This is a genomic window from Pseudomonas sp. TH07 (genome assembly GCF_016651285.1).
Taxonomy (GTDB): Bacteria; Pseudomonadota; Gammaproteobacteria; order Pseudomonadales; family Pseudomonadaceae; genus Aquipseudomonas.
The window spans coordinates 780235-804670 of the sequence record NZ_JAEKED010000001.1; the positions used below are offsets into that span (position 1 = coordinate 780235).

At 64.5% G+C, this 24436-nt stretch carries 20 protein-coding genes; 7 read left to right on the top strand and 13 right to left on the bottom strand.

Annotation, left to right across the window (positions count from 1 at the left end):
- Positions 1-3: 3 nt before the first annotated feature.
- From JFU57_RS03760 to JFU57_RS03780, 5 genes are read right to left on the bottom strand one after another with little or no spacing between them, the layout of a single operon-like run.
- Entirely contained in the window at positions 4-1647 is a 1644-nt protein-coding gene (locus JFU57_RS03760) for a DUF2300 domain-containing protein (protein WP_201128200.1), read from the bottom strand.
- A gap of 1 nt (position 1648) precedes the next feature.
- The gene (locus JFU57_RS03765) at positions 1649-6223 is read right to left on the bottom strand and encodes an alpha-2-macroglobulin family protein (RefSeq protein ID WP_201128201.1); all 4575 of its coding nucleotides are present in this window, start codon (positions 6221-6223) and stop codon (positions 1649-1651) included.
- Entirely contained in the window at positions 6220-6888 is a 669-nt protein-coding gene (locus JFU57_RS03770; RefSeq protein ID WP_201132080.1) for a DUF1175 domain-containing protein, read from the bottom strand. The genes JFU57_RS03765 and JFU57_RS03770 overlap by 4 nt, the downstream gene beginning before the upstream one ends.
- A complete protein-coding gene (locus JFU57_RS03775) occupies positions 6873-8594 on the bottom strand; it encodes a DUF2138 domain-containing protein (RefSeq protein WP_078471611.1) in 1722 nt (573 codons plus the stop codon). The genes JFU57_RS03770 and JFU57_RS03775 overlap by 16 nt, the downstream gene beginning before the upstream one ends.
- Before the next feature lie 37 nt (positions 8595-8631).
- Positions 8632-9423: a YfaP family protein gene (locus JFU57_RS03780; protein ID WP_201128202.1), complete on the bottom strand. Its 792-nt coding sequence runs from the start codon at positions 9421-9423 to the stop codon at positions 8632-8634.
- Between the two features lie 351 nt (positions 9424-9774).
- Here JFU57_RS03780 and JFU57_RS03785 point away from each other — a divergent pair, with 351 nt between their 5' ends.
- From JFU57_RS03785 to JFU57_RS03815, 7 genes are all read left to right on the top strand, one after another.
- Entirely contained in the window at positions 9775-10299 is a 525-nt protein-coding gene (locus tag JFU57_RS03785) for a sigma-70 family RNA polymerase sigma factor (RefSeq protein ID WP_078471609.1), read from the top strand.
- A 3-nt stretch (positions 10300-10302) separates the two neighbouring features.
- Complete coding sequence (locus tag JFU57_RS03790) at positions 10303-11268, top strand: FecR domain-containing protein (RefSeq protein WP_201128203.1); 966 nt, start codon at positions 10303-10305, stop codon at positions 11266-11268.
- A 102-nt stretch (positions 11269-11370) separates the two neighbouring features.
- Positions 11371-13788, top strand: a complete 2418-nt coding sequence (locus JFU57_RS03795) for a TonB-dependent siderophore receptor (RefSeq protein WP_201128205.1) — start codon at positions 11371-11373, stop codon at positions 13786-13788.
- Between the two features lie 153 nt (positions 13789-13941).
- Positions 13942-14184 (top strand): exodeoxyribonuclease VII small subunit, encoded by a 243-nt coding sequence (locus JFU57_RS03800; RefSeq protein ID WP_011063724.1) that lies wholly within the window; start codon positions 13942-13944, stop codon positions 14182-14184.
- Positions 14181-15068, top strand: a complete 888-nt coding sequence (ispA, locus tag JFU57_RS03805) for a (2E,6E)-farnesyl diphosphate synthase (protein ID WP_020295225.1) — start codon at positions 14181-14183, stop codon at positions 15066-15068. Before JFU57_RS03800 ends, ispA begins: the two co-directional genes overlap by 4 nt.
- Positions 15069-15180: 112 nt before the next feature.
- Positions 15181-17079, top strand: a complete 1899-nt coding sequence (dxs, locus tag JFU57_RS03810; RefSeq protein WP_078471607.1) for a 1-deoxy-D-xylulose-5-phosphate synthase — start codon at positions 15181-15183, stop codon at positions 17077-17079.
- A 103-nt stretch (positions 17080-17182) separates the two neighbouring features.
- Positions 17183-19039 carry a TonB-dependent receptor plug domain-containing protein gene (locus JFU57_RS03815; RefSeq protein ID WP_201128207.1) on the top strand — a complete coding sequence of 619 codons (1857 nt, stop codon included), beginning with the start codon at positions 17183-17185 and terminating at the stop codon, positions 19037-19039.
- A gap of 170 nt (positions 19040-19209) precedes the next feature.
- Here JFU57_RS03815 and JFU57_RS03820 read toward each other — a convergent pair whose 3' ends face one another.
- From JFU57_RS03820 to ribH, 8 genes are all read right to left on the bottom strand, one after another.
- A complete protein-coding gene (locus tag JFU57_RS03820) occupies positions 19210-20007 on the bottom strand; it encodes a cobalamin-binding protein (protein WP_201128209.1) in 798 nt (265 codons plus the stop codon).
- Positions 20007-20426, bottom strand: a complete 420-nt coding sequence (locus JFU57_RS03825) for an MFS transporter (RefSeq protein ID WP_201128211.1) — start codon at positions 20424-20426, stop codon at positions 20007-20009. Before JFU57_RS03825 ends, JFU57_RS03820 begins: the two co-directional genes overlap by 1 nt.
- Positions 20423-21040, bottom strand: a complete 618-nt coding sequence (gene ribA / locus JFU57_RS03830; protein WP_020295220.1) for a GTP cyclohydrolase II — start codon at positions 21038-21040, stop codon at positions 20423-20425. Before ribA ends, JFU57_RS03825 begins: the two co-directional genes overlap by 4 nt.
- Before the next feature lie 113 nt (positions 21041-21153).
- Positions 21154-21909: a substrate-binding periplasmic protein gene (locus JFU57_RS03835; protein ID WP_201128213.1), complete on the bottom strand. Its 756-nt coding sequence runs from the start codon at positions 21907-21909 to the stop codon at positions 21154-21156.
- Between the two features lie 11 nt (positions 21910-21920).
- Positions 21921-22424 (bottom strand): phosphatidylglycerophosphatase A family protein, encoded by a 504-nt coding sequence (locus JFU57_RS03840; protein WP_078471602.1) that lies wholly within the window; start codon positions 22422-22424, stop codon positions 21921-21923.
- Positions 22421-23386: a thiamine-phosphate kinase gene (gene thiL, locus JFU57_RS03845; RefSeq protein WP_078471601.1), complete on the bottom strand. Its 966-nt coding sequence runs from the start codon at positions 23384-23386 to the stop codon at positions 22421-22423. Before thiL ends, JFU57_RS03840 begins: the two co-directional genes overlap by 4 nt.
- 18 nt (positions 23387-23404) lie before the next feature.
- Positions 23405-23905 (bottom strand): transcription antitermination factor NusB, encoded by a 501-nt coding sequence (gene nusB, locus JFU57_RS03850; protein WP_020295216.1) that lies wholly within the window; start codon positions 23903-23905, stop codon positions 23405-23407.
- A complete protein-coding gene (gene ribH, locus JFU57_RS03855; protein ID WP_028944446.1) occupies positions 23902-24378 on the bottom strand; it encodes a 6,7-dimethyl-8-ribityllumazine synthase in 477 nt (158 codons plus the stop codon). Before ribH ends, nusB begins: the two co-directional genes overlap by 4 nt.
- Positions 24379-24436 lie beyond the last annotated feature (58 nt).

A 24436-nucleotide genomic window follows, 5' to 3' on the forward strand; every position in this document is an offset into this window, starting at 1 on the left:
GGCCTATTCCAGTAAAAGGTGGCGGGCAAGCCCTTCGATGTAGGTTTCATCCTGGCCATTGGGATGAGCTTCAAAGGCCAGGTGCAGGTATTCATGGGTCAGGTCCAGGCGGTCCTGGAGCGACAGCACGCCGCGCACGTAAATGCGCTGGCGCTCGCGATCGACATACGGCCGGCCAAAGGCCAGGCGACACACCGCAAAATGGTTGACTTCGTTGTAGCCAATCTCCTGATCCAGGGGCTGGCGCCAACGGCGGCGCTGGTTTTGCAGCCAGTCCTGGGCCGCCGGCAAGGGTTCGCAGGAGGCCACCGGGTTGTCCCAGCGGCTCAAGCTGGCCCTGGGGTAGGCGTGCAGCAGGATGGCGTCGTAGCGCTGGCCGGACCGGGCTTGCTGCACCGCCTGTTGCCAGGACAGTTTGTCTTCGCCGGTCTGATCCGAATGGTAGGTAACCTGGGTCCCGGCCAGGATCAGGTCGCTGGTCCAGGCCGCAACGGCCCGCGCCTCGCGAGTGGCCGGACGCGGCGCCACGCGCTGGCGGTCGCTGCTGTCGTCGATGCTCAGGCACTCGCCGCTGCGTCCGGCGTTTTGCAGCAGGTAGGTGCGGATCGCCACCGCCAGGGCCTTGGCCGCCTCGACCGGTTGCGCACTGGCTTCGCGCTGCAACACCCGCGCGACGTATTCCTCACGGTCCAGGCGGGCCACCAGGCGCGGTTGGCCGGCGTCCTGCTGCAAGAACAATTCGCCGCCGCTGTGGATGTCCAATTGATTGCCGTTGACGAACTCGACCCGGTAATCGCCCTGCAAGGCTCCGGTCTTGATTGCCTGGCCGCTCTGGCTGAGCCGTTGTATCGGGTAGCGGGAAAACAGATTGACCGCCACGCAGCGACCTTTATCCAGCGGCTCGTTGACCGGCAGCACGGTGGCCAGGGCCTCGGCATAGTCCTTCAGCACCCGCTGGCTGGTGCCACGGCCCCCGACCCAAAGCGGCGTGCCATCCGCCAGCCAACCGGCAAAACCACCCTGGCGCGATTGCACGTCCTGCTCGCCGAGCCAACTCCAGGTCTTGACCCGCAAGCGCCCGCCGAGGGCACCGACCACCAGGCCGTCACCTGCGTGCAGCACCACATCGAGCAGTACCCGCCGCGCCTGGTCCTGGGCCGGCAGCACGGCCAGCATCTGCAACAGTTCGGCCACCGGCACCCGGGTCTGCGGCTGCAACTGGTTCAGGTCCAGCAACCACGGCGGCGCCTGGCGCGCCTGCCAGTAGCTGCGCCAGGTATCGGCCTGCACCTGCAAACGCTGGGGCTCGAAATACAAGCCGCAGGAACGCACCAGCGCCTGGTCGCGACCAATGCTGCCGCCGGCGGTGCAGCAATAGACTTCCTCCTTGGACTGGCCCTGGCAGGCATAAGCCGGCTCCTGGGCACCGGTGTCCGCCAGCCAGGCGTAGACGAACAGCTTCCACAGGCTGCCCAACGGTGCCTGCAGGCTGGCCGGCAAAGGCTCGCGCGCCAGCACCTGAGCCTGACTCAGGTGCAGCAGCTCATCGCCCTGGGCGGTTTTCCAGGCCAGGCGCAGCGGCTCGTCCTGGGCTGTTGCCAGCACCGGGATCAAGCACAACCACAGCCAGGCCAAACGCCGTGTCATGTTATTTGACCGTGACCTGACCCAGCGCCGGCTTCTGCTCCGCCGCCTGATGCTCGGGCGCATAAACCTGGAAGTAACGCGCCGCCGGCAGATTGAATTGGCCCTTTTGCGAGAAGCGGATCAGGTGCCGCAGGCGCACTTCGCTTTTTTCGCCCAGCACTTCCAGCGGCACGGCATAGGCCATCTGCCCCGGTTCGAAACGAGCCTTCTCCAGGGACGACGCCTCGGCACCGGCCAGCCCCGCCAGCTTGATGCCCCAGGTGGTGCGCTCGACATCGGCGCCCGGTGGCAGCGGCACTTCGAGCATGCCGTAAGGCAGCGGCTTGCCACCCTGGTTGGCGATGATCACCTCGTCCAGGTACAGGCCATCACTGGCAATCGGCTTGTTGCCCACCGCTTCCAGCTTGAAGGTGAAGCTCTCCTCTCCCGGCACCAGACGCAGCAGGCGGCGGCTAATGGTCACCGGCAGCGCGGCGACAGCCGGCTGCTTGCTCAGGTAGCTCAGGGAGGCCCGCAGCGGACGCTCCTCGGCCCCGGTCAGCGACAGCACGCCAGGCACTTGCGGGCCTTGCCACTGCCAGAAGGTTTCACCGCTGGCGCCCTGCTGCTGTTGCCAGCCCGGTCCAGGTTTCAGCGCCACTGCCGGGGCGGCCTGCTCGACGCTGCGTTGCAGCCAGGTCAGGGCCAGGGCGCGCTCCAGGGTCGATTGCGGCAAGCGCAGGCGTTGCAGCAAGGCCTGGGCGCGAGCGGCATCGAAGGGTTGCAGCGACAGGTTCAAGGCTTCGGTGAACGGCGCCGAGCTGACTTCAAGACGTTGCCGCGCATCTTCAAGCTGCGCGGCGAAAGCCGGCGGTGGCGTGACCTTGAGGTCACGGGCCAGACCGGCGGCCAGCACCCGGGCGCTGGCCAGGCCAAGGGCCGAGTCCGGATCATTCATCACCAGGCTGTCGTCGCCGTCGCGCTCTTCGTCGGCATAACCGGCACCGGCCTTGGCCAGGTCATCCATCAGGCCGCTGACCAGGGTGTTGACCGGCAACTGCATCTGCCGGGCGAACGACAGGATCAGCGCCCGTTGCAGCAGCGGGGTGTTGCCGGCCTCTTTGGAGTAGACCTCCAGCACCCGCTGCCAATGCTCCGGCGGCAGGTTCAGTTGCAGCACCTTGCTTGCGTGCCAGTCGGCGTAATAGGCGTAGGCGGTGAGGAAGGCGTCGGCATCGGCGTCGCCACCCCACCAGGTGAAGGTGGCTTCGGGACCGGCCATCTGCACCAGGCGCAAGCGGCTGTTTTGCAGCATCAGGCGCAAGCGATCGCGGACCTGCGGGTTGGCGGACAACGCCGGGTACGCCACGCTCAGGGGCAGCAGTTGGCTGGCGGTCTGCTCGACACCGCCGTAGGGGTAACCCAGCAGGTCGTCCAGCACTGAGCGGAACAAGGCTTGCGGGCTGTCGTCCAGGTGCAGGCGCAGGTTGCTGGCGTCAGCCGGCAGGTTCAGCGGCGTATCGCCGTTGGTCACGTCCAAGCTCTGGGTCTGCGCCACTTGCCAGCCGGCAGCGTCGCTGCTCAGGCGCACCGCCAGTGTGTCCACGGCTTTGCCGCCCTGCACCAGCTCAGCGGTCCAATCGCCATTACCCACGGCGATGGCCGGCAGGGCCACGTAGTTGATGCCCTTGTTCAGGGTCAGGGGCAGGCGCTGTGTTTCTCCGGCGTAATGGATCACCAGTTCGGCCTTGACCGGTTGCTCGGCCTGGCTGAAGGCAAAGACCCCAAGCTCCGGATGATCACCGCTGCGGAAACGGGTCGGCCCGCTCCACTTCAGGTACAGCGCCTTGTCGGAACGCACGAACTGCTTCTTCTGCCCGACCTGGCCGTCATCGGCAATGGCGCGCGCGGTGATGCGCCAGCGGGTCAGGGAATCCGGCATGCGGAAGGTGAAACGGACCTTGCCGCTGGCATCGGTCAGCAGCTCCGGCTGCCAGGCGGCGGTGTCGACATCTTCGCGCCGCGGCCGCTCCAGGACCTTGACCCCACGCTCGCTGCGGTTGGCCTTGCCCGGTGCCGCCGGGGTGCCCGGCAACGCCACGTCATAACTGATAAACGACAGGCTGGCGCTGGTGCGCACGTTGTTGCGGCGCGGGTGGTAGAAGAACTGGTCGATGGTCGGGGCCACTTCCGGTTGCAGCGCGTAGACCATTTCGTCGACCACGCTCACCGTCAGGTGCGCCGGGATCGGCTTGCCGGCGAACTGGGTGCTGAGGTCCACGGTTACGGTTTCGCCGGGCTGGTAGCTGTCTTTGTCCGTCGCCACCGCCACGTCGATCTGCGGCGTGATGACCTTGATCCCGGCGTTCTGGAAGCTGTATTCGCCACCCTTGGTGTAGAGCACGGAAAAGGTCAGGTTCGGCGCAAAGTTGCCTTTGACCGGGACCCGCGCGCGGTACTGGGTTGGGCTGAGTTTTTCCACCTTGAGCCAGTCGCCGCCCTTGGACAGCAGCGCGGTGGACTCGACCTTGTCCCGCTCCAGCGACAGCAGTGCGTCGTTGACCGGCTCGGGGAAAGTGATCAGCGCCAGCGCTTCATCGCCGGCCTTGTACTCCGGCTTGTCGAGGACGATTTCCACGGTGCCCGGCACCGATTTGACGCCGTCGCCGGTGACCGCATGGCCGGTGCCGCCCAGGACGCGATCGTGCTCGTCTTTCAGGGTCAGGTTGTAGGTGCCCGGACGCTCGAAGCTCAGGGCAAAGCCCTTGTCCGCCGCGGCCAGCTTGCCTTCGCCGGTGCTCTGGTCTTCCAGGCGCACCCAGCTGTAGCGGTTGGGCTTGAGGTTCTTGCCTTGTTCGGTGCTGCTTTCGCTGGCGTAGCTGAACTGCACCTTCTCGCCCACCGCGCTGAAACGCTGGGGCGCACTCAGGCTGAAGCTGGCCGCGCCACGCTCGATGAGGATTTCCTTGGTGGTCTTGACCCGGTACGCCGCACCATCGCTGGCAAACACCGTGAGCATGTAGCGGCTCGGCTTGGTGGCGGCCGGCAGGTCGAGGGTCGCGGTGCCTTTGGCGTCAGTGGTCAGTTCGGTGCTGGTCAGCTCGATCGGGAACTGGCCCATGTACTGCAATTCGTTGTCCACCATCGACAGCTGCTGGGAGCGCAGGCCCAGTTCCACCTTGGCATTGGCCACCGGCTTGCCGTCCGGGTACAGCAGCACCAGGCTGCCCTTGATCGGCTCGTTGGTCTTGAAGTCCTGCTTGGCCAGGGCCAGGGAGATTTCAAAGTGCGGCTTGATGTATTCGGCCACGCGGAAGGCGCTGCTGTAGACCTGATCCTTGTAGCTGAAACGCAGTTCATAACCGCCGGCCACGGCATTGTCCGGCAGCTGGAAGCGGCCTTGGGTGCCGGCCTTGGAGTCCAGGTTCAAACTCAGGGACTGCAGGGCGGTGCCCATGGCATCGAGCACCGTGACATTGACCGGCGAGGCACCGGGCTGCACCGAATCACGGGCGTTCTTGAATTCACGGCCGACGATTTTCAGCGATACCCAATCCCCCGGCCGGTACAGCGGCCGATCGGTAAAGGCATAGAGCTTGGTGTCGTAGATTTCGCTGTCGTAGTAGAAGTTTTCCGAGACAAACACCCCGCCCTCTTCGTCCTCGCCAATCACGTAGGAGCGTTCCGGGCTGACGTGCTTCAGGCGCAGCAGGCCATCGGCATCGGTGGCACCGCTGCTCATCACGCCCAGGCCGTCGGTCCACAGCACATTGACCTTGGGCACCGAGCTGCCTTCATGCTTGCGCGCGGCCCAGACCAGCAGCTCGTCACCGGCGATCTTGCTCACGGCCACGGTGTTGGAAACAAAGACCATGGTGGTCGCCCGGTACTTGCCCACCAGCGCTTCCACCAGGTACAGGCCCGGCTTGAGGTTGCCCAGCGGGATATAGACGTTACCCGGCGCGACGCTGACGAACTCGCTGGAGGAACCCGCCAGGTTGACCCCGGCCGGTGGCTGGATCGGCTTGGCTTCCCACAGCGGGTAGCGGAACTGAGTCACCAGCGGCAGGCCCTTGATCAAGGCGAATTGCGGCGGCGCATCAAACTTGGTCGGCACCAGCATCGAGTTGCCCATGCGCAATTCCGGCACTTCGTCGATCACCTGCTTGCGCGACTCGTAGGAGAACGCGCGCTGCATCACCCGACGTGACTTGCGGTACCAGTTGTCCCACAGGTAGGCGGTGGTGTTGGACAGGCCTTCGCCCTTGAACTGGCCATCACTGACCACCCGGTGCAGGTTTTTCTGGCGCTTGAGAAAGTCCAGCGGCTGATTGATCCGGTACACCCGGATGTCCGCGCCGCCGTACGGCTCCATGCGGTAGCGCCGGTAATCGCGGCCCGGTGCTTCGAGGCGCACCATGGCCTGCTCGTCGCTGGCAAAGCTGCTGTCGGCCAGCAGGAAGAAGCTCTCGCCGGACACCGGCGCGTAGTTGCTGGACAACACCGTGTCTTCAGCATTGGCCAGGGACACCGGCACGCAAAGGGCCAGCAACAGGCTCAGGCGAAACAGGAAACGGGGCATACGCGATTCGCTCATTGGGTGAGGAAGTTCAGTCGATAGACGCCGATGAAGTTGGGGTTGGCTGAGTCGGGTATCCATCGGGTGTCCTTCCATGTCATCAGTTGCTGCACGCTAGCCGAGCGCATGCCGTTGTCGGTGGGGGTGGTGGTGCCGGTGTGATAGGCGATGTTGCGGCCCATCCAGATCATCAGGTGCTGGTCGTCGCCCTGATCGAAAAACATCAGGTCGCCGGGACGCGCCTGGGCCAGGTCGCGGCCAACCAAATGGCTGTTGAACTGGATCAGCTTGATCGCATTGACGTAAGGGCCGACCTTGCCGCCGCCCTGCTGCCATTGCTGGGCCAGGCTGCGTTGCGCCGCGCTCAATTCCAGCTCGGGCGGCAGGTAGCGGTTGGAGATGCCATTGCTGCGCAGCCATTTGCCGTCATGCACCTTGAGCGCTTCGTTTGCGGCAAAACGCACCAGCCCGGCACAGTCCTGCTGATACCAGCGCGGGCTCGGGCCCTGGGTCAGCTGTTCCTGGGCAATGCGCACGAACCAGGCGCGAAACACCTGGGACTGCTGGGCGTCCAAGGCCGGCGCCGGTGCCGGTGCCGCCTGGGCCGCACTGCCCAGCAGCCACAGCGCCAGCCAGCCAAAACCGCCCAGGCTCCTGCGCAACGCGATCACAGCGCACGCCATTGCAGGGGCAGCCATTGCCAATGGCCATCCGGCTCGCTGCCCTCGGGCAGGGTCAGGGCGTACTTGCCGTAGCTGCCGAGCTTGCGCAGCTTAGGCACCAGGTAGGTTTGCGCGGCGTTGTTGAACACCGGCTCCATGTCTTGCGGCAGGCTGTCGAAGGTTTCCTGCTGCATCAGTTGCGCCAGGGAATCCGGGCCGAGGTAGACCGGCACCAGCGCGTCCTTGGGCACAATGTCAGCCAGGGGCGGGAAGCGTTTGTCGAGGGTGCCCAGGGCCTTGTCCACCAGCTTGTCGTCAAGGGAGAACAGCAGGGTCGAACCGTGCCGCGCCAGGCTGACCTGGAGGAAGGCCCTGCCGGAAATGGCCTGGGGGTCCTTGGCGTCCCGGGCCGAGTACTGCCCGAAGTTGGAACTGACCTGGCGCTGCCACTGGTGGCTGTCGCCCTTCTGCTGCTCGGTCACCGGGAAAATCCGCTCCGGCACGTTGGGTTCGTTGGCGCCGACCATCGAGCCGAACAACGTACCCAGTTCAGCGTCAAGCTTGGCACTGTCCTGGTCCTTGAGACTGGCCACCAGCAGCGGCGTGTACAACCGCGAATCGGCATACCAGCACAACCCGGCCGCACCGGCCATGTGCTCGGTCAGGGCCTTGGCCACCGAGGCCTCGGCGCCCAGCTTCACCAGCAATGGTTGCTGCTGCTCGGCCGCGAGCGGCAAGGCCACGCAGGCACTGGCGCCCATGGGCATGGCTTGCCAGATCGGCTTGAAGTCGAAGTCCGGCTGGTTTTCCTGCTCTTCCATGGCCAGGAAGCTGTGCCAGCCCTGCTCGTCCATATCAAAGCGCAGGCCGGCGAAGTTCGGAATGAACCGCTGGTACCCCATGGCCAGCACGCTGGCATTGACCGTCAGCCGCTGCTTGATCTCGGGCGTGCGCGCTTGCAGGCCGAAGGCTTCGGGGAACAGCTTGTCACCCTTGAGCAGGGCCTCCAGGGATGTGGTCGAAACATGCCCCGGCTCGTCGCTCGGGCCGCTGCCCGGGTCGTAGAGTTTGCTGGGGTTGGACAGCACCACCAGCTTGTCGCCATGGGAGGCGAACACCAGGGACCTGCCGGCATTGAACGTCAGTTGATAGAGCGCCACGTCGTCGCCGGCCACTTTCAGGTCGCCGATCTTGCTCAGTTGAGTGTCATCCAGCGCCACCTTGGCCAGGGGTTCCAGCAGTTTGGCCAGGCCACCACGGTCCATCACCAGCAGGAAGTCCTTGAGCCGGCCATCGGGGGTGCGCCACAGGGCCACATCCGCCGGCTGGTCGAAGAGTTCCTCGATCAGGCTGTCCTGCAGCTTCAAGTCATGTTCGTAGACGATCCGCCGCAGGCTGCCGATCAGGCCGAGCCGGTCGGCATGGGACTCGTAATAGAAGACGAAATCCTCGGTCAGGGTTTCGCGCAGGAACGGCACCGCCAGCAAGTCCTTGGGCAGTTGGCTCAGGGAGTGGGTTTCGAGCAGGCCATCGGGTCGGCTGAGGCCGAGTTTTTCCCCGGCCAGTTCCGCCACCGGGGCTTTGGATTTATGGAAAAACCAGCCCATGCCACCGGCTGCGGCGGCCACCAGGCACAGGCCAAGCGCCAGGGCCGGCCAGCGCCGTTTGCTGGAGGGTTGTTGCGTGCCTGGCACGCCAGCAGCCGGGGAAGCAGTGTTTTCGCTCATGATTCGCAAAGCCCAATTCATCCGTGGAGCGGGATGTTCAGTAGTTGAAAGTCTTGACCAGCAACAGGTCGCCAATCGCGCGCATGGGCACGATAAAGGTTTCGCGTTTCTCGTTGACGGTGTTTTCGTTGAGCACCAGGTTGATCTGCGAGGTGATCACTTCGTTCTGATTGCTGCCCGCGTCGAAGTTATAGCCGCCACTGCCGAAGTTGCCCCAGTAGTTGACGTAAATCAGATAAGTGCCACGCAGCGGCGCGGTCATGGTGAACATTTCCGGGCCGGGGCCGTCGACGCCATCCGGGTCGAGGCCGCCGCCATTGGTCAGGCCCGGGTGGCCGAAGAACGCATGCTGGCCGTCGGGGGTGACGATGTGCATGTCCAGCTCGGCCTTGGGGTCGTCCCACCCCAGCACCACGCGGATCCGCGCCGGCGTCTTGCTGGTGTTGGCCTCGTAGAACTGCACGCGCTTGAGGGATTTGCCCTCGGAGCTGCGCACCTCGACGCTGTTGGAGCCCGCGCCAAAGGCATAGGGCCGGCCGAAACGGCCCTGCTCGTCGGTGTACAGGTTCAATGGGTTGCCGTTGACCGACAGGCTGTGGGGTTGCCGCAGGTGCCCCATGGCCTTGATCTGGCCCTCGATCATCGTCCGATTGCGCTGGATGCCGCGATCGATGGGGGGCGTGGGGTAAGCAACCTGAGGGTTTTCGCTGCGGTCGAGCAAGCCGGAATAACGCCAGCCGGCAAGCGGTTCCTGGAGTTCGGCGGAGGGTTCGGACCACGCGCATGACGCCCAGAGCAGGACGCTCAGCAGTGACCAGAACCGGCGCATGTTGTGCTTCCTGCCATGCATGGGAAAACCCTGGCGCCAGATCCGCGGCGCAGCAAAGAATCGTCAGAGAGGGCCCTTTAAAAAGGGCGCCGGAAAGGCCCGCAGATTATCGACTCACAGGCTGTTACACAATTGGGGAAAAGGGTTTTTGCGAGGTAATCGTCAATGAGCGGGAGCAATGATTTCAAGGTGATATCACCGATTCCGCCGGCAGTCGCAATACCTCACGCTTATTCGGCCATTTGCCCGCTTGCGCATGGGTTGTCATGCCATGCCGCTAACGCGTAGCATTGAGAACAATTCCCATTCCCTTCTTTTGCCTGCCCAGCACCTGCCGACGGAGCGCGCCCCATGCCCCTGCCCCCTTCTCAGCTCGATGTCGGCTGGCTTTATCAGGAGCACCACGGCTGGATTCGCGCCTGGCTGAATAAAAAGCTCGGCAACAGCAGCGATGCCGCCGAGTTGGCCCACGATGTATTTCTGCGCTTGCTGAGCAAACCCAGGGAGTTCTCCAGCGACAGCCATGCCCGGGCCTACCTGAGCGCCATGTCGCGGCACGTATGCGTGGATTACTGGCGGCGGCAGAAAGTCGAACGCGCCTGGATGGAGGTGCTGGCCAGCCGCCCGGAAGCCTGCGCGCCCTCAGAAGAGCACCGGGCCATGGTGCTTGAAGCCCTGCACCAGGTGCAGGCCATGCTCGAACGCTTGCCGGCCAAGGTCGCCGAGGCCTTCCTGCTGGCGCAATTGCACGGCCTGGGCTATCGGGCCATTGCCGCCCGGCTGGGGGTCAGCGAGCGCACGGTCACCAGTTACATGTCCCAGGCCATGTTCCAGTGCCTGTTGCTGGAAGTGGAACTCAACGGGGCGCTGGACTGAGGGATGGACAACCGACCTGACCACGCCACCTTGCAACAGGCCGCCGACTGGTTTGCGCGCCTGGCCAGCCAGCCCGATGACCCGGCACTGCAGGAAGCCTGGCGCCATTGGCACGAGCAACAGGAAAGCCATCGCCAGGCCTGGGTGTTTGTCGAGCGGGTCAGCCAGCGCTTCAACCCGCTGCAACAGGACGCCGACAGGGCCGGGCGCACCCTGGACAGCCTGCGCCACGGCCAGCAGTCACGGCGGCAGATGCTGCGTAACCTGACGATCTTCGGCGGTGCCAGCCTGCTCGGCTGGAGCGGCTGGCGCCAGGCCGACCTGGGCACCCAGCTCATGGCCTGGCAAGCCGATTACCGTACCGCCGGCGGCGAAGTGCGCGAACAACTGCTGGCCGACGGCACGCGCCTGTGGCTCAACAGCGCCACGGCAGTGGATGTGGACTTCAGCCGCAACCAGCGCCGCCTGCGCCTGTACCGCGGCGAAATCCTCATCAGCACCGCCAGCGACCCGCGCCCACTGCGGGTGGAAACGGCCCAGGGCAGCCTGCGACCACTGGGCACGCGCTTCAGCGTGCGCCAGGAAGCGCAACGCACCCGCCTCAACGTCTACCAGGGCGCCGTCCAGGTGCAGTGCCAGGCCAGCGGCGCCGAGCGGATCGTCGACAGCGGCCTGGGCCTGACCTTCGACAGCCGTGACATCGCGCCCGACAGCCCCGTGCAGCAGGAGCGCCAGGCCTGGAGCCAGGGCCTGCTACTGGCCAACGACATCAGCCTCGGGCAGTTCATCGAGGAACTCGCGGTCTACCGCAGCGGCCACCTGGGTGTCGACCCGCGCATTGCCGGCCTGCGGGTGATGGGGGCCTACCCCTTGCATGACACCGAGCAGGTCCTGGCCATGCTCGAAGGCACGCTGCCGATCCGCATCCAGCGCACGCTGCCGTGGTGGGTGACGCTGGAGCCGCGTTGAAACTTTTTTTGAATTATTCGCATTTGCAGCTTCCGGTTTTGCCGTCTCATTCGATTTAGCTGGTGACAACGGCTTTGCGCCCCTATCAGCAAGGAACACAACATGTCACCACGCACCCCTTATTCCCTGCGCTTCAGCGCGCGGCCACTGACGCTGGCCATCTCCCTGGCCCTGGGCGCAACCGCCACGCTGTCCTTCGCCGCCCCCGAGCAGAGCGCCGAGCGCACGCAGGGCCAGGCGTTCGATATCCCCGCCGGTCCACTGACACCGCAATTGAACCTGCTGGCATCCCAGGCCGGGATCTACCTGGCCGGCGATGCCAGCCTGAGTGCCGGCAAGTCCGGGCCGGCCCTGAAGGGCCACTACCCGGTGGACCAGGCGCTGCAGATCCTGCTCGCCAGCAGCGGCCTGGAAGCGGTGCCTACCGGCGGCCAGCGCTATCAGCTGCAAGCCCGGCCGGCTGCCGCAGGCGCCCTGGAACTGGGGGCCACCAGCATTTCCGGCAAGGCCCCGGGCTCGACCACCGAAGGCACCGGGCTCTACACCACCTATTCCTCCAGCAGCTCGACCCGGCTCAACCTGACGCAGAAAGAAACCCCGCAATCGCTGACCGTCATCACCCGTCAGCGCCTGGATGACCAGCGCCTGAACAACCTCACCGAGGTCATGGAGGCCACGCCGGGGATTGCCGTGTCCCGGGTCGGGGTCGGCGCGGAAAACGACACGTACTGGTCCCGCGGGTTTCAGATCAACAACTTCGAGATCGACGGCATCCCCACGTCGCCGCGCCTGGCCAACTTCTCCCAGGGCATGGCCATGTACGACCGGGTGGAAGTGGTACGCGGCGCCACGGGGCTGATCAGCGGCTCAGGCACGCCGTCGGCCACCATCAACATGATTCGCAAGCGCCCGACCGCCGAGGCGCAGGCCAGCGTCACCGTCGAAGCCGGAAGCTGGGACCGTTATGGCACCGGCATGGATGTATCGGGCCCGCTAACCGACAGCGGCAATGTGCGCGGTCGGCTGGTGCTCGACTACAAGACCCAGAACTCCTGGGTTGATCGCTACAAGCAGCAGAACCAGTTGTTCTACGGCATCACCGAGTTCGACCTGAGCGAGGCCACGCTGCTGTCGGTGGGCTTCAGCTACCTCAAGAGCAACGCCGATTCGCCGCTGCGCACCGGCTTGCAGTCGTATTTCAGCAACGGCGTGAAGACCGACTTCAAGCGTTCGGCCAGCAGTTCGCCGGACTGGTCCTACTACGACCAGGCGCGCAGCAACTTCTTCACCTCGCTGGAACACCGGTTCGACAACGGCTGGAGTGCCAAGATCGAGCTGGGACACAGCGAGTACAGGTTCGACGAACTGATCAACTACATGAATGGCGAGATCGACCAGGCGACCGGCACTGGCGCCTACATGTTCCCCAATCGCTGGGCGGGGACGCCCCGGGAAAACAACCTCGATGCCTATGTCAGCGGGCCGTTCAGCCTGTTCGGCCGCGAACATGAGCTGATCACCGGGGTCACCCTCTCGCGCTACCGGGAAAGTGTTCCGGAGTACGGCGGCTGGATCGGTCCATGGACCGGCTACGACGGCAACATCGGCAGCATCTACGGCTGGAACGGCAAAGGTAACCGTCCGGACACCACGCAGATGGGCAAGTCGGTGATCGAAGAAAACCAGTACGCGGCCTACATGACCACCCGCCTGCACGTCACCGACCAGACTGCACTGATCCTCGGCGGCCGGGTGACTGACTGGAAACGCAGCAGCGAAAACAACGGCAATGACGGCAGCAGCACGCGCAATCAGGAAACCCGCAACGGCATCTTTCTGCCGTATGCCGGCCTGGTCTACGACCTGAACGACACCTGGTCGCTGTATGGCAGCTACACCAAAATCTTCAATCCCCAGGCCTACGGCGTGAAAGACAGCAGCGGCAAGCCCCTGGAGCCGCAGCAAGGCACGGGTTACGAAGTCGGGGTCAAGGGCAGTTTCTACGACGACAAGCTCAACGCCAGCCTGGCCCTGTTCAAGCTGGAGCAGGACAACCTCGCGGTGTTTACCGGGGTATTCGATACCTATACCGCCGAACAGGGCACCACCACCAAGGGCCTGGAAATGGAGCTCAACGGGGAACTGGGCGAAGGCTGGCAAGCCTCGGCCGGCTACGCCTACAGCATCAGCACCGACCAGAATGACGAACGCATCGTCACCAACATTCCGCGCCACAGCCTCAAGACCTTTACCTCCTATCGCCTGCCGGGGGCCTGGGACAAGCTGACGGTGGGCGGCGGCGTCAATTGGCAGAGCAAGATCGGCCAGGACCTGCATCAGTTCCAGCAAGGCAGCTACGCCCTGACCAACCTCATGGCCCGCTACCAGATCGACCAACACCTGAGTGCTTCGCTTAACGTCAACAACCTGTTCGACCGCACCTATTACACCTACGCCGACAACTGGAGCGTGTACGGTGCACCGCGCAATGTCATGACCAGCCTCAAATACGACTTCTGACCCCCGCCCCCTTCAGCCGGCTCCCAACAACCGAGCCGGCACTACACCGCCCGGCGGCGGCCTGGAACCTGTCGCTGCGGGGCCTGTCGATTTGCCCGAAACCCCTCTGTCTGCTAGTGTCGCGCCGGTTTAACGTCAACCGAGATAGCCGCCATGGCCCGCAAAAAAGCTGCCCTAGATTTCGAACAATCCCTCGCTGACCTGCAAACGCTGGTCGAGCGGCTGGAGAACGGCGAGCTGTCGCTGGAAGACTCGTTGACCGCCTTTGAACAAGGCATCGGCCTGACCCGTGACTGCCAGGCCGCCCTGGCCCAGGCCGAACAAAAAGTCCAGATCCTGCTGGAGCGCGATGGCGAACTGGCGGAACAACCTTTCGATGCGGAACAACCCGAATGATTGCCGCCTATCAGGCCAGCAGTCAGGCCCGGGTCAATGAAGCCCTGCAAACCCTGTTCGTCGCACCGAGCCCGGAGTTGTCGCGGCTCTACGAAGCCATGCGCTACAGCGTGATGAATGGCGGCAAACGCGTGCGCCCGCTGCTGGCCTACGCGGCCTGTGAAGCCCTGGGCGGCCAGCCAGGGCAAGCCAACGGCGCGGCCTGCGCGGTGGAACTGATTCACGCCTATTCCCTGGTGCACGACGATTTGCCGGCGATGGACGACGACGACCTGCGTCGCGGCCAGCCCACCACGCACAAGGCCTTCGACGAAGCCTGCGCGATTCTTGCTGGCGACGGCTTGCAGAGCCTGGCCTTCAGCGCCCTGCTCGACCCGCGCCTGAGCGATTCGAGCGCCGAGATCCGCTTGCAGATGGTCAGCGCCCTGGCCCTGGCGGCAGGCCCGGCGGGCATGGTCGGCGGTCAGGCGATCGACCTCGGTTCGGTCGGCCTCAAGCTGGACCAGAAAGCCCTGGAATACATGCACCGGCACAAGACCGGCGCGCTGATCGAGGCCAGCGTCAAGCTCGGCGCCCTGGCCAGCGGCAAGGCTGAGAAAGACGAACTCAAGTCCCTGCAGAACTACGCCCAGGCCATCGGCCTGGCGTTCCAGGTGCAGGACGACATCCTCGACGTCGAAAGCGATACCGCCACCCTGGGCAAACGCCAGGGCGCCGATATTGCCCGCGACAAGCCGACTTACCCGTCGCTGCTGGGTCTGGAGGCGGCCAAGGAGTACGCCCTGGAACTGCGCGACCAGGCGCTGCACGCGCTGCGACCCTTTGACGCGGCAGCCGAGCCCCTGCGGGAGTTGGCCCGGTATATCGTCGAACGGCGCAGCTGATCGACCTCAGACAGTTCCGAGTGCATATCAGCCAAGTTCCGCGCTCTGCGTGGGCAGCATGCGATGCATCAGGTAAACTGCCGCCTCTTCTATACCTATAACGATTCGCCTGATGCCCACGACGTTTCATGAGATTCCCCGCAAACGCCCGACCACGCCTTTGCTCGACCGTGCCGACACGCCGGCGGGCCTTCGTCGGTTAGGCGAAGCCGAGCTGGAAACCCTGGCCGATGAGTTGCGCCTGGAATTGCTCTACACGGTCGGCCAGACCGGTGGGCACTTCGGCGCCGGCCTGGGCGTGATCGAACTGACCATCGCGCTGCATTACGTGTTCGACACCCCGGACGACCGGCTGGTGTGGGACGTGGGTCACCAGGCTTATCCGCACAAAATCCTGACCGGTCGTCGCGAGCGCATGGCCAGCCTGCGCCAGAAAGACGGCCTGGCCGCCTTCCCGCGGCGCTCCGAGAGCGAGTACGACACCTTTGGCGTAGGTCACTCCAGCACCTCGATCAGCGCCGCGCTGGGCATGGCCATCGCCGCCCGCCTGCAGAACAGCGAGCGCAAGGCCATCGCAGTAATCGGCGACGGTGCCCTGACCGCCGGCATGGCTTTCGAGGCGCTGAACCACGCGCCGGAAGTCGACGCCAACATGCTGGTGATCCTCAACGACAACGACATGTCGATCTCGCGCAATGTCGGCGGCCTGTCCAATTACCTGGCCAAGATCCTCTCCAGCCGCACCTACGCCAGCATGCGCGAGGGCAGCAAGAAGGTCCTATCGCGCCTGCCCGGGGCCTGGGAAATCGCCCGCCGCACCGAAGAATATGCCAAGGGCATGCTGGTTCCCGGGACCCTGTTCGAAGAACTGGGCTGGAACTACATCGGCCCCATCGACGGCCATGACCTGCCGACCCTGATTGCCACCCTGCGTAACATGCGCGACCTCAAGGGTCCGCAGTTCCTGCACGTGGTGACCAAGAAGGGCAAGGGCTTCGCCCCGGCGGAAGTCGACCCGATCGGCTACCACGCCATCACCAAGCTCGAACCCCTGGATGCCCCGGCCGCTACGCCGAAGAAATCCAGCGGCCCGAAATACTCCGGCGTATTCGGCGAATGGCTGTGCGACATGGCGGCCGCCGATCCGCGCCTGGTGGGCATTACCCCGGCGATGAAGGAAGGCTCCGACCTGGTGGCTTTCAGCGAGCGTTTCCCGCTGCGCTACTTCGACGTGGCGATTGCCGAGCAACACGCGGTGACCCTGGCAGCGGGCATGGCCTGCGAAGGCGCCAAGCCGGTGGTGGCGATTTATTCGACCTTCCTCCAGCGCGGCTATGACCAGTTGATCCACGACGTGGCGGTGCAGAACCTCGATGTACTGTTCGCCATCGACCGTGCCGGCCTGGTAGGCGAAGACGGCCCGACCCACGCCGGCAGCTTCGACCTGTCGTTCCTGCGCTGCATCCCCGGCATGCTGGTGATGACCCCGAGTGACGAAAACGAGCTGCGCAAGATGCTCAGCACCGGCCACCTGTACAACGGCCCGGCAGCCGTGCGCTACCCGCGTGGCAACGGCCCGAACACACCGATCGACAAAGACCTGGAACCGATCGAGATCGGCAAGGGCGTGATTCGCCGCCAAGGCAGCAAGGTGGCCTTGCTGGTGTTCGGCGTGCAATTGGCCGAAGCCTTGCAAGTCGCCGAAACCCTGGACGCCACCGTGGTCGACATGCGTTTCGTCAAACCCCTGGATGAAGCCCTGGTCCGCGAGATCGCCGGCAGCCACGAGCTGCTGGTGACCATCGAGGAGAACGCCATCATGGGCGGCGCCGGTGGTGCGGTCAGCGAATTCCTGGCCCGGGAAAACATCCTCAAATCGATGCTGCACCTGGGCCTGCCCGACGCCTATGTCGAACACGCCAAACCGGCGCAGATGCTGGCCGAATGTGGCCTGGACCAAGCCGGCATCGAAGCCTCGGTGCGCCAGCGCCTGCAGTTGATGGGGCTGTGACTCGGCACTGATGAGTGCTCCGCTCCCGTGGCGGGGAGCTTGCTCCCTCGCCACAAGAGCAGACTGCTCCACCCTCTGTTCAAGGAGCCATCGGCGCAACGCCATGAAACTCTCGCCCCTCGCCCTGCCCCTGCTGCTACTGCCCGGCGCCGACATACTGGCCGCCACCCCCGATCGTGACCAGGCCCTGAAACTGCCGGACATGCTGATCAGCGCCAACCGTCAGGTCCAGGCGCGCAACGACAGCAGCGCCGCCAATACAGTGTTTACCCGCGACGACATCGAACGCCTGCAACCCACCAGCCTGACCGACTTGCTGCAACGGGTGCCTGGGGTCCAGGTGGCGCCCGGCGGCGGTCGGGCCAGCCTGCCCAATATCCTGATTCGCGGCACCAATTCCGCGCAGAGCCTGGTGCTGGTCGACGGCCAGCGCATCAGCAGCTCCAGCTCCGGCGACAGCAACCTGCAATTTCTCAACGTCGAGCAGATCGAACGGGTGGAAGTGCTGCGCGGCTCACGCTCGGTGATCTATGGCAGCGACGCGATTGGCGGGGTGATCCAGATTTTTACCCGGCGCGGCACCGAGGCGGGGCTGCAACCGCGTCTGCGCCTGGGGTTTGGCAGCAATCAAAGCTGGGAGCGCAGCCTGGGCCTGTCCGGCGGCGACCAGCAGACGCGCTTCAGTCTCGGTGCCAGCCTGGATGAGACCGCCGGCATCGACTCGACCGGCCCCTCGTTCCCGGCCGACGCCGACCACGATGCCTACCGCAACAAATCCCTGAGCCTGACCCTCAGCCACGCCTTGAGCGATGAGACTGAAGTGGGCCTGAACCTCCTGGATAGCCGCGGCAAAAGCGAGTACGACAACCCCTTCGGCCCGCAACAGCAGCCCTACACCGACTTCAACCTGAGCAGTATCGGCAGCTACCTCGACAGCGACGTCACTGAAAACTGGCACTCGCGAGTCGAGTTTGGGCATGTCGAAAACCGTGATTTCAAAGGCGACAAGCTGAGTGACGAACGCAGCACGTTCAACACCTACCGCAACTCGCTCAACTGGCAGAACGACCTGAGCCTGGACCAGCAGAACAGCCTGATCCTAGGCGCGGACTGGTACGAGGATCATCTCAACACCAGCACCGCCTTCGCCGAAGACATGCGCTGGAACCGCGCGGCCTTTATCCAGCACCGTTTCCAGGGCGAGGGCTTCTCGACGGAGCTGGGCCTGCGCCGGGACCAGAATCAGCAGTACGGCAGCCAGAACACCTGGAGCGCCACTTTTACCCTGCCGCTGAACCCGGACAACGAGCTGCTGCTGTCCTACAGCGAAGGCTTTCGCGCGCCGAACTTCAGCGACCTCTATTACCCGGGCTACGACAACCCCGAGCTCAAGCCCGAACATTCGAAAACTTATGAGCTGCAATGGCGCAGCCAACTGAGCGACAGCAGCAGCCTGGAAGCCTCGCTGTACCGCACCGATATCCGGGACGCGATCACCCCTGACAGCCAATATCGCCCGCAGAATATCGGCGCCGCGCGGATCAACGGGTTCGAGGCCGCCTTCAAGCAGGAGCTGTTCGGCTGGCAGGGCAACCTTGGGCTGGCGGTGATCGATCCTCGGGACCGTGACAGCGGCCACACCCTGAACCGCCGCGCCCGGCGCACCTTGAGCCTGGACCTGGATCGACAATTCGACCGCCTGGGGCTCGGCGCCAGCTGGCAAGCCGTCAGTGGCAGTTACAACGACATGGCGAACAAGGATCCGATCCCAGGCTACGGCCTGCTCGGCCTGCGCAGCAGTTGGGCCCTGAGCCGCGAGATCAAGCTCGACCTGAAACTCGACAACCTGCTGGACAAGACCTACAGCCGCTCGCTCTACAGCTATTCAGGCAGCCAATACGGCTACCGCGAAGAAGGCCGGACCTGGATGTTTGGCGTGACCTGGACGCCCGAACTCTAGAACGGCTCAAGCGGCCTCCTGCACGGCAGACGTGGCGAGTGAGCTTGCTCCCGCTGGAGTGCGCGCACTCCCAAGCCGGACACATCACAGTGCCAGGTTTGGGGCCGCTTCGCGCCGGAACGCCAGCCCGGCCCAGCGGCAGCAAACTCCCTCGCCACAACAAAAAGCCCTCAACGTTCCGGAGCGATCAGCTCGCATAGCCTGCCGGTCGCCGCCAGCATCTGCCCACTTGGCCGCTCCAGGCCCTTGTCCAGCACCAACAACAGACGGCCCTGGGCCACGGCGGCGATCTGTGGCCAGGCCTTCCAGCTGTCCAGCTGGCTCTGCGTGGTGGCCAGGATCGCCTGCGGATTGCGCTGCAACACTGATTCGATGCTGACTTGCGGTGCCGGCAGCGGCAGGTCGGCAAACACATTGCGCGCCCCGCACACGCTCAGGGCATCGCTGATGATCTGCTGGCCGCCCACGGTGTACAGCGGCTGGTCCCAGACCTGATAGAACACCGGCAGCGGCTGCTCCCGGTGATAACGCCGGCGCAACCCGGCCAGTTGCGCACTCAACTGCGCCGCCCGCTCGCGCCCGGCCTGGGGCCGGCCGAGGCGCTCGCCGATCTCGGCGATCTGCGCAATCAACTGTTGGAAATCATGGGGTTCGGCGACAAAGGTGGGAATGCCCAGGCGCGCCAGCTGGTCGCGCTGCGCCGGGCCGACACTGCCGGGCCAGAGCAGCAGCAAGTCCGGCTTGAGGCTGAGCAGGCGCTCCATGTCGAGCTGGCCATAACGGCCCACCGACGGCAGATGCTGCAACGCCGGTGGACGCTCGCCGGCATCCAGCACCCCCACCAGCAAATCGGCGGCGCCCAGCTCGACGACAATTTCCGAGAGCGATGGCGCCAGGCTGACGACCCGCTCCACCGCCAGCGTCGAGCCGCTGGCCAGCAGCCACAGGACAGCCAGCCAGCAGCGCATCAGCCGAGCTGGCGAGGAATACGGTAGAGGTAGAACAGCACCGCCGTGGACAGGGCCAGCAGCATCAGCGGCACGGCCTCCAGGCCTACAAAGACCGCCAGGGCACCGATCCAGGCCGGCAACGCCGCCACCAGGAAGGCCACGCGGCGGCGGGCTGCAAGGGTGAGCCAGGCAGCCGGTTCTTCAGGGGTATCGAGGGCTTTCTGGGTGGCGATCAAGGCGTGCTTGTAGCCATTGAAAAAGCGCAGGCTGACAAACATCGAGGCCACGCCGGCGATAAAGAACGGCATCGCCAGCACCGGCAAAATCGCCTCGCTCTGGCCAAACACCGCGTTGATCACAAACAACGGCAGCAGGGCCAGGGCCAGGTATTGCCACCAACTGACCGCCAGGCGCCGCCGAACTTGGCCCCGGGTCACGCCGGATCCGCCTCGCTCTGGTGCTCGTTGCCCATCATGTGGTCGAGCTTGCTGGCCTTGGTCGCCAGGTACAGTTTGTTGTGCGGGTTGTGCCCGGTGTGCAGCGGCACGCGCTCGGCCACCTGGATGCCCATCTCGGTCAAGGCTTTGACCTTGCGTGGGTTGTTGGTCATCAGGCGCAGGGACTTGACCCCCAGGTGCTCGAGCATCGGCAGGCAAATGGCGTAGTCACGCTGATCAGCGGCAAAACCCAGGCGCTCGTTGGCTTCAACGGTGTCGGCGCCGCCGTCTTGCAGCTCGTAGGCGCGGATCTTGTTCAGCAAGCCAATGCCACGGCCTTCCTGACGCAGGTACAACAGGACGCCACGGCCTTCGCGAGCGATCGCCTGCAACGCGGCTTCCAATTGCGAGCCGCAGTCACAGCGCTGGCTGAACAGGGCATCACCGGTCAGGCATTCGGAGTGCAGGCGTCCGAGGACCGGGGCGCCATCGGCAATGTCGCCCAGGCTGAGCACGACGTGCTCGCGACCGGTGGCTTCATCGAGAAAACCGTGCATGGTGAATTGCGCAAACGGGGTTGGCAGCTTGGAAGCGGCGACAAAAACGACGGGCACCGTTGTGCTCCTGATCTGGATGGGGACTGGAGATTCGCAGAGGCGGCATTGTAACAGCAGCTTTCGGCAGACGCTTAGGCTGAATTATCGGTGATAAAGATCAAGAAGTTTGATCAGCGGGCAATCGCATCGAGGTTCGCGTCGAACGGATACGGTTGCTTCCAGCGCTCGAAAATCGCGCGCAGGCGGCCGTTCTTGACCAATTCTTCCATACGCCGATCGAACATCTCACTCAAGGCACGGCCCCGCTCGCTGTTGGCGAACCCCAGGTACAACGGCAGTTCGGCCAGGTGCGAACGTTTGAACAACGACGGGTCCTTGGCCTGGCTGAGGACATAATCGACCTCGGTCAGGGCATCGATGTAGTAGTCGGCGCGGCTGTAGCTGAGCATGGGCAGGATGCCAATACGGCGGCGAATCTCGTTGAAACGCTGCACATTCGGCAAGTACTCCTGGTACTTGTAGCCACGGACCCAGACCAGCCGATAGCTGCCCAGGGTCGCCAGGGTCGGTTCCGGATTGGAGGCCAGCCCCAAGGCATAGATGTGATCGGTGTCGTAATGCCAGCGGGGGTAGATCACCCCCGGCGCCTCGCCTTTGTAGGAGCCGACCTGGGCGTCCACCTCGGCCCGCTGCACCAGCCCCACCGAGCGCATGTACGGCACGCTGTGGATCTCGAGCTTGACCCCTTCGGCCTGGAACACCTCCCGCAGGATATCCCAGGCCATGCCCCGGCCATCGGCTTCGGTGTAATCGTTCCACTCTTCGCTGGCCAGATGGATCTCGGTGAGAACCGGCGACGGCTCCACGGCCCGAACCCCGCAGGTCCAGAGACAGAGTAAAACCACCAGCCAGCGGCTAGAAGCCATGCCTTAATCCCTCAAGTGAAGCACCATACCAGTCCTTGCATCGCCAGCCAGGCGAAGACCCCAGCCAACACGTCATCAAGCATGATGCCGACGCCGCCGTGCACATGCCGGTCGATCCAGCGAATCGGCCAGGGCTTGAGGATGTCAAAGAAGCGGAACATCAGGAACCCCGCCAGCAGCCAGTACCAGCCTTCGGGTACCAGCCACAGGGTGATCCACATGCCGACCATTTCGTCCCAGACGATGCCTTCGTGGTCGTGTACCCGCAGATCGTCGGCCACTTTGCCACACAGCCAGAAGCCGAACAGCATGGTGATGCCGAGCATCAGCCAGTAGCCCCAGTCCGGCAGCATCTGCCACAACGGGATAAACGGTAGCGCAACCAGCGAGCCCCAGGTGCCGGGAGCCTTGGGCAAGGTTCCCGAACCAAAGCCGAAAGCCAGGAAGTGCCAAGGATTGCGCCATACCGATGGCGGCACGAACTCGGCCGGAACCTGCTTGGGATGATCTGTCACGGTGTCTCCCGAAAATGTTGATAACCCCGGACGCCCGGGGTGATGTCTTGGCCGGCGGCATCCAGCAGGGTCACGCCCTGCCCGGCCACGACCCGGCCGACCACGTGCACCGGCCAGCCGTCAGCCAGCAACGGCGGCAGCTCGGCAGGGGGCAGAGTGAACGCCAGCACATAATCGTCACCGCCACTGAGGGCGGCAACCCGGGCGGCATTCTCACCGAGAAAGCCCAGCAATGCCCGGGACATCGGCAGCTTTTCACTTTCGATCAGCAAGCCGACAGCTGAAGCCAGGGCGATGTGCCCGCAATCGGCCAACAGCCCATCGGAAATATCCAACGCCGCGCTGGCCTTGCCCCGCAATGCCTGGCCCAGGGCCAGCTGCGGTTGCGGCGACCAGTAGTGAGCCAGCAGCGGCTCGGCGATGGCCGGTTCGGCGCTGCGCTGGCCCAGCACCAGGGGCAAAGCCCCGGCGGCATTCCCCAACTCGCCGCCGACGCACAGCAGGTCGCCGGGTTGCGCTCCACTGCGGGTCAGGGCCTGGCCGACCGGCACCCGGCCGAAGACGGTCAGGGTCAGCGCCAGCGGTCCGCGGGTGGTGTCGCCGCCCACCAACTGCACCCCACAGCTCTGCGCCATGGCATTCAAGCCGCGGGCATAGCGTTGCAGCCAATCGGCTTCGACCGTCGGCAGTGTCAGGGCAAGGGTAAATGCGAGGGGACTGGCGCCCATGGCTGCCAGGTCGCTGACTGCCACCGCCAGCGAACGCTGGCCGAGCAGAAAGGGATCACAGGGGTCGGCAAAATGCACGCCGGCCACCAGGGTATCGGTGGACACTGCCAACTGCTCGCCAAACGGTACGGCCAGCAAGGCGCAGTCGTCGCCGATCCCCAGTGCAACGCCCTCGCCGCCCTGCGCACAAGGCGCGGCAGCGAAGAAGTTACGGATCAGCTCAAACTCGCCCATGGCAGCTGCAAGCGCGAATCAGCGCTTGAACGCCTTCACTTCAGCTTCACGCAAGCGTGGGGCCAGTTTGTCGAGTACGCCGTTGACGAACTTGTGGCCGTCGGTGGAACCGAAAACCTTGGCCAGCTCGATACCTTCGTTGATCACAACGCGGTATGGCACGTCGACGCGCTTGAGCAGTTCCCAGGTGGAGAGGCGCAGGACCGCCAGCTCGACCGGGTCCAACTCGTCGATGGTGATGTCCAGGCAAGGCACGAGAGCGCTGTCGATCTCACCCTTGTGGGCTGGAACTCCGTGAAGGATCTCGCGGAAGTAGGCACCGTCGATGTCGGTGAAATCGTTGTCGACCCGAAACTGCGCTTCGATCTCGTTCAGCGAGTGCTTGGCCATGTGCCATTGGTACAGCGCCTGAGTCGCGAGCTGACGGGCTTCGCGGCGCTTGGCGCTCTTGGATGGCTTGCCAGCGTCCGCAGGCTTGGGATCGCGCGGGTTGAAACGATCGCTTTCGTCGCTAATCACTTGGCCTCCAACTGCGCCAGCAGGCTGACCATTTCCAGGGCGGACAGGGCAGCTTCAGCACCTTTGTTGCCGGCCTTGGTGCCGGAACGCTCGATGGCTTGTTCGATGGAGTCAACGGTCAGCACGCCGAACGCAACCGGTACGCCGAACTCCATGGACACCTGGGCCAGGCCCTTGGTGCATTCGCCAGCCACGTATTCGAAGTGCGGAGTGCCGCCACGAATGACCGCGCCCAGGGCGATGATTGCCGCGTATTCGCTTTGCTGCGCGACTTTCTGCGCAACCAGCGGAATCTCGAAGGCGCCAGGTGCGCGGATGATGGTGATGTCGCTTTCGCTCACACCGTGGCGAACCAGGGCGTCAACGGCACCGCTGACCAGGCTTTCAACGACGAAGCTGTTGAAGCGGCCGACCACCAGGGCGTAGCGGCCTTTAGGGGCGATGAAGGTACCTTCGATGGTCTTCAGGGTCATTCGACAAATCTCTTAAAGAGCCAGAGCGCGCTCGGTGCGCGCCCTTCAGTGATATTTG

Excerpts from the sequence above, each read along its gene's own strand:
- JFU57_RS03760 (WP_201128200.1), bottom strand. The coding sequence starts at position 1,647 with ATGACACGGCGTTTGGCCTGGCTGTGGTTGTGCTTGATCCCGGTGCTG.
- JFU57_RS03765 (WP_201128201.1), bottom strand. The coding sequence starts at position 6,223 with ATGAGCGAATCGCGTATGCCCCGTTTCCTGTTTCGCCTGAGCCTGTTG.
- JFU57_RS03770 (WP_201132080.1), bottom strand. The coding sequence starts at position 6,888 with ATGGCGTGCGCTGTGATCGCGTTGCGCAGGAGCCTGGGCGGTTTTGGC.
- JFU57_RS03775 (WP_078471611.1), bottom strand. The coding sequence starts at position 8,594 with ATGAGCGAAAACACTGCTTCCCCGGCTGCTGGCGTGCCAGGCACGCAA.
- JFU57_RS03780 (WP_201128202.1), bottom strand. The coding sequence starts at position 9,423 with ATGCGCCGGTTCTGGTCACTGCTGAGCGTCCTGCTCTGGGCGTCATGC.
- JFU57_RS03785 (WP_078471609.1), top strand. The coding sequence starts at position 9,775 with ATGCCCCTGCCCCCTTCTCAGCTCGATGTCGGCTGGCTTTATCAGGAG.
- JFU57_RS03790 (WP_201128203.1), top strand. The coding sequence starts at position 10,303 with ATGGACAACCGACCTGACCACGCCACCTTGCAACAGGCCGCCGACTGG.
- JFU57_RS03795 (WP_201128205.1), top strand. The coding sequence starts at position 11,371 with ATGTCACCACGCACCCCTTATTCCCTGCGCTTCAGCGCGCGGCCACTG.
- JFU57_RS03800 (WP_011063724.1), top strand. The coding sequence starts at position 13,942 with ATGGCCCGCAAAAAAGCTGCCCTAGATTTCGAACAATCCCTCGCTGAC.
- ispA (WP_020295225.1), top strand. The coding sequence starts at position 14,181 with ATGATTGCCGCCTATCAGGCCAGCAGTCAGGCCCGGGTCAATGAAGCC.
- dxs (WP_078471607.1), top strand. The coding sequence starts at position 15,181 with ATGCCCACGACGTTTCATGAGATTCCCCGCAAACGCCCGACCACGCCT.
- JFU57_RS03815 (WP_201128207.1), top strand. The coding sequence starts at position 17,183 with ATGAAACTCTCGCCCCTCGCCCTGCCCCTGCTGCTACTGCCCGGCGCC.
- JFU57_RS03820 (WP_201128209.1), bottom strand. The coding sequence starts at position 20,007 with ATGCGCTGCTGGCTGGCTGTCCTGTGGCTGCTGGCCAGCGGCTCGACG.
- JFU57_RS03835 (WP_201128213.1), bottom strand. The coding sequence starts at position 21,909 with ATGGCTTCTAGCCGCTGGCTGGTGGTTTTACTCTGTCTCTGGACCTGC.
- thiL (WP_078471601.1), bottom strand. The coding sequence starts at position 23,386 with ATGGGCGAGTTTGAGCTGATCCGTAACTTCTTCGCTGCCGCGCCTTGT.
- ribH (WP_028944446.1), bottom strand. The coding sequence starts at position 24,378 with ATGACCCTGAAGACCATCGAAGGTACCTTCATCGCCCCTAAAGGCCGC.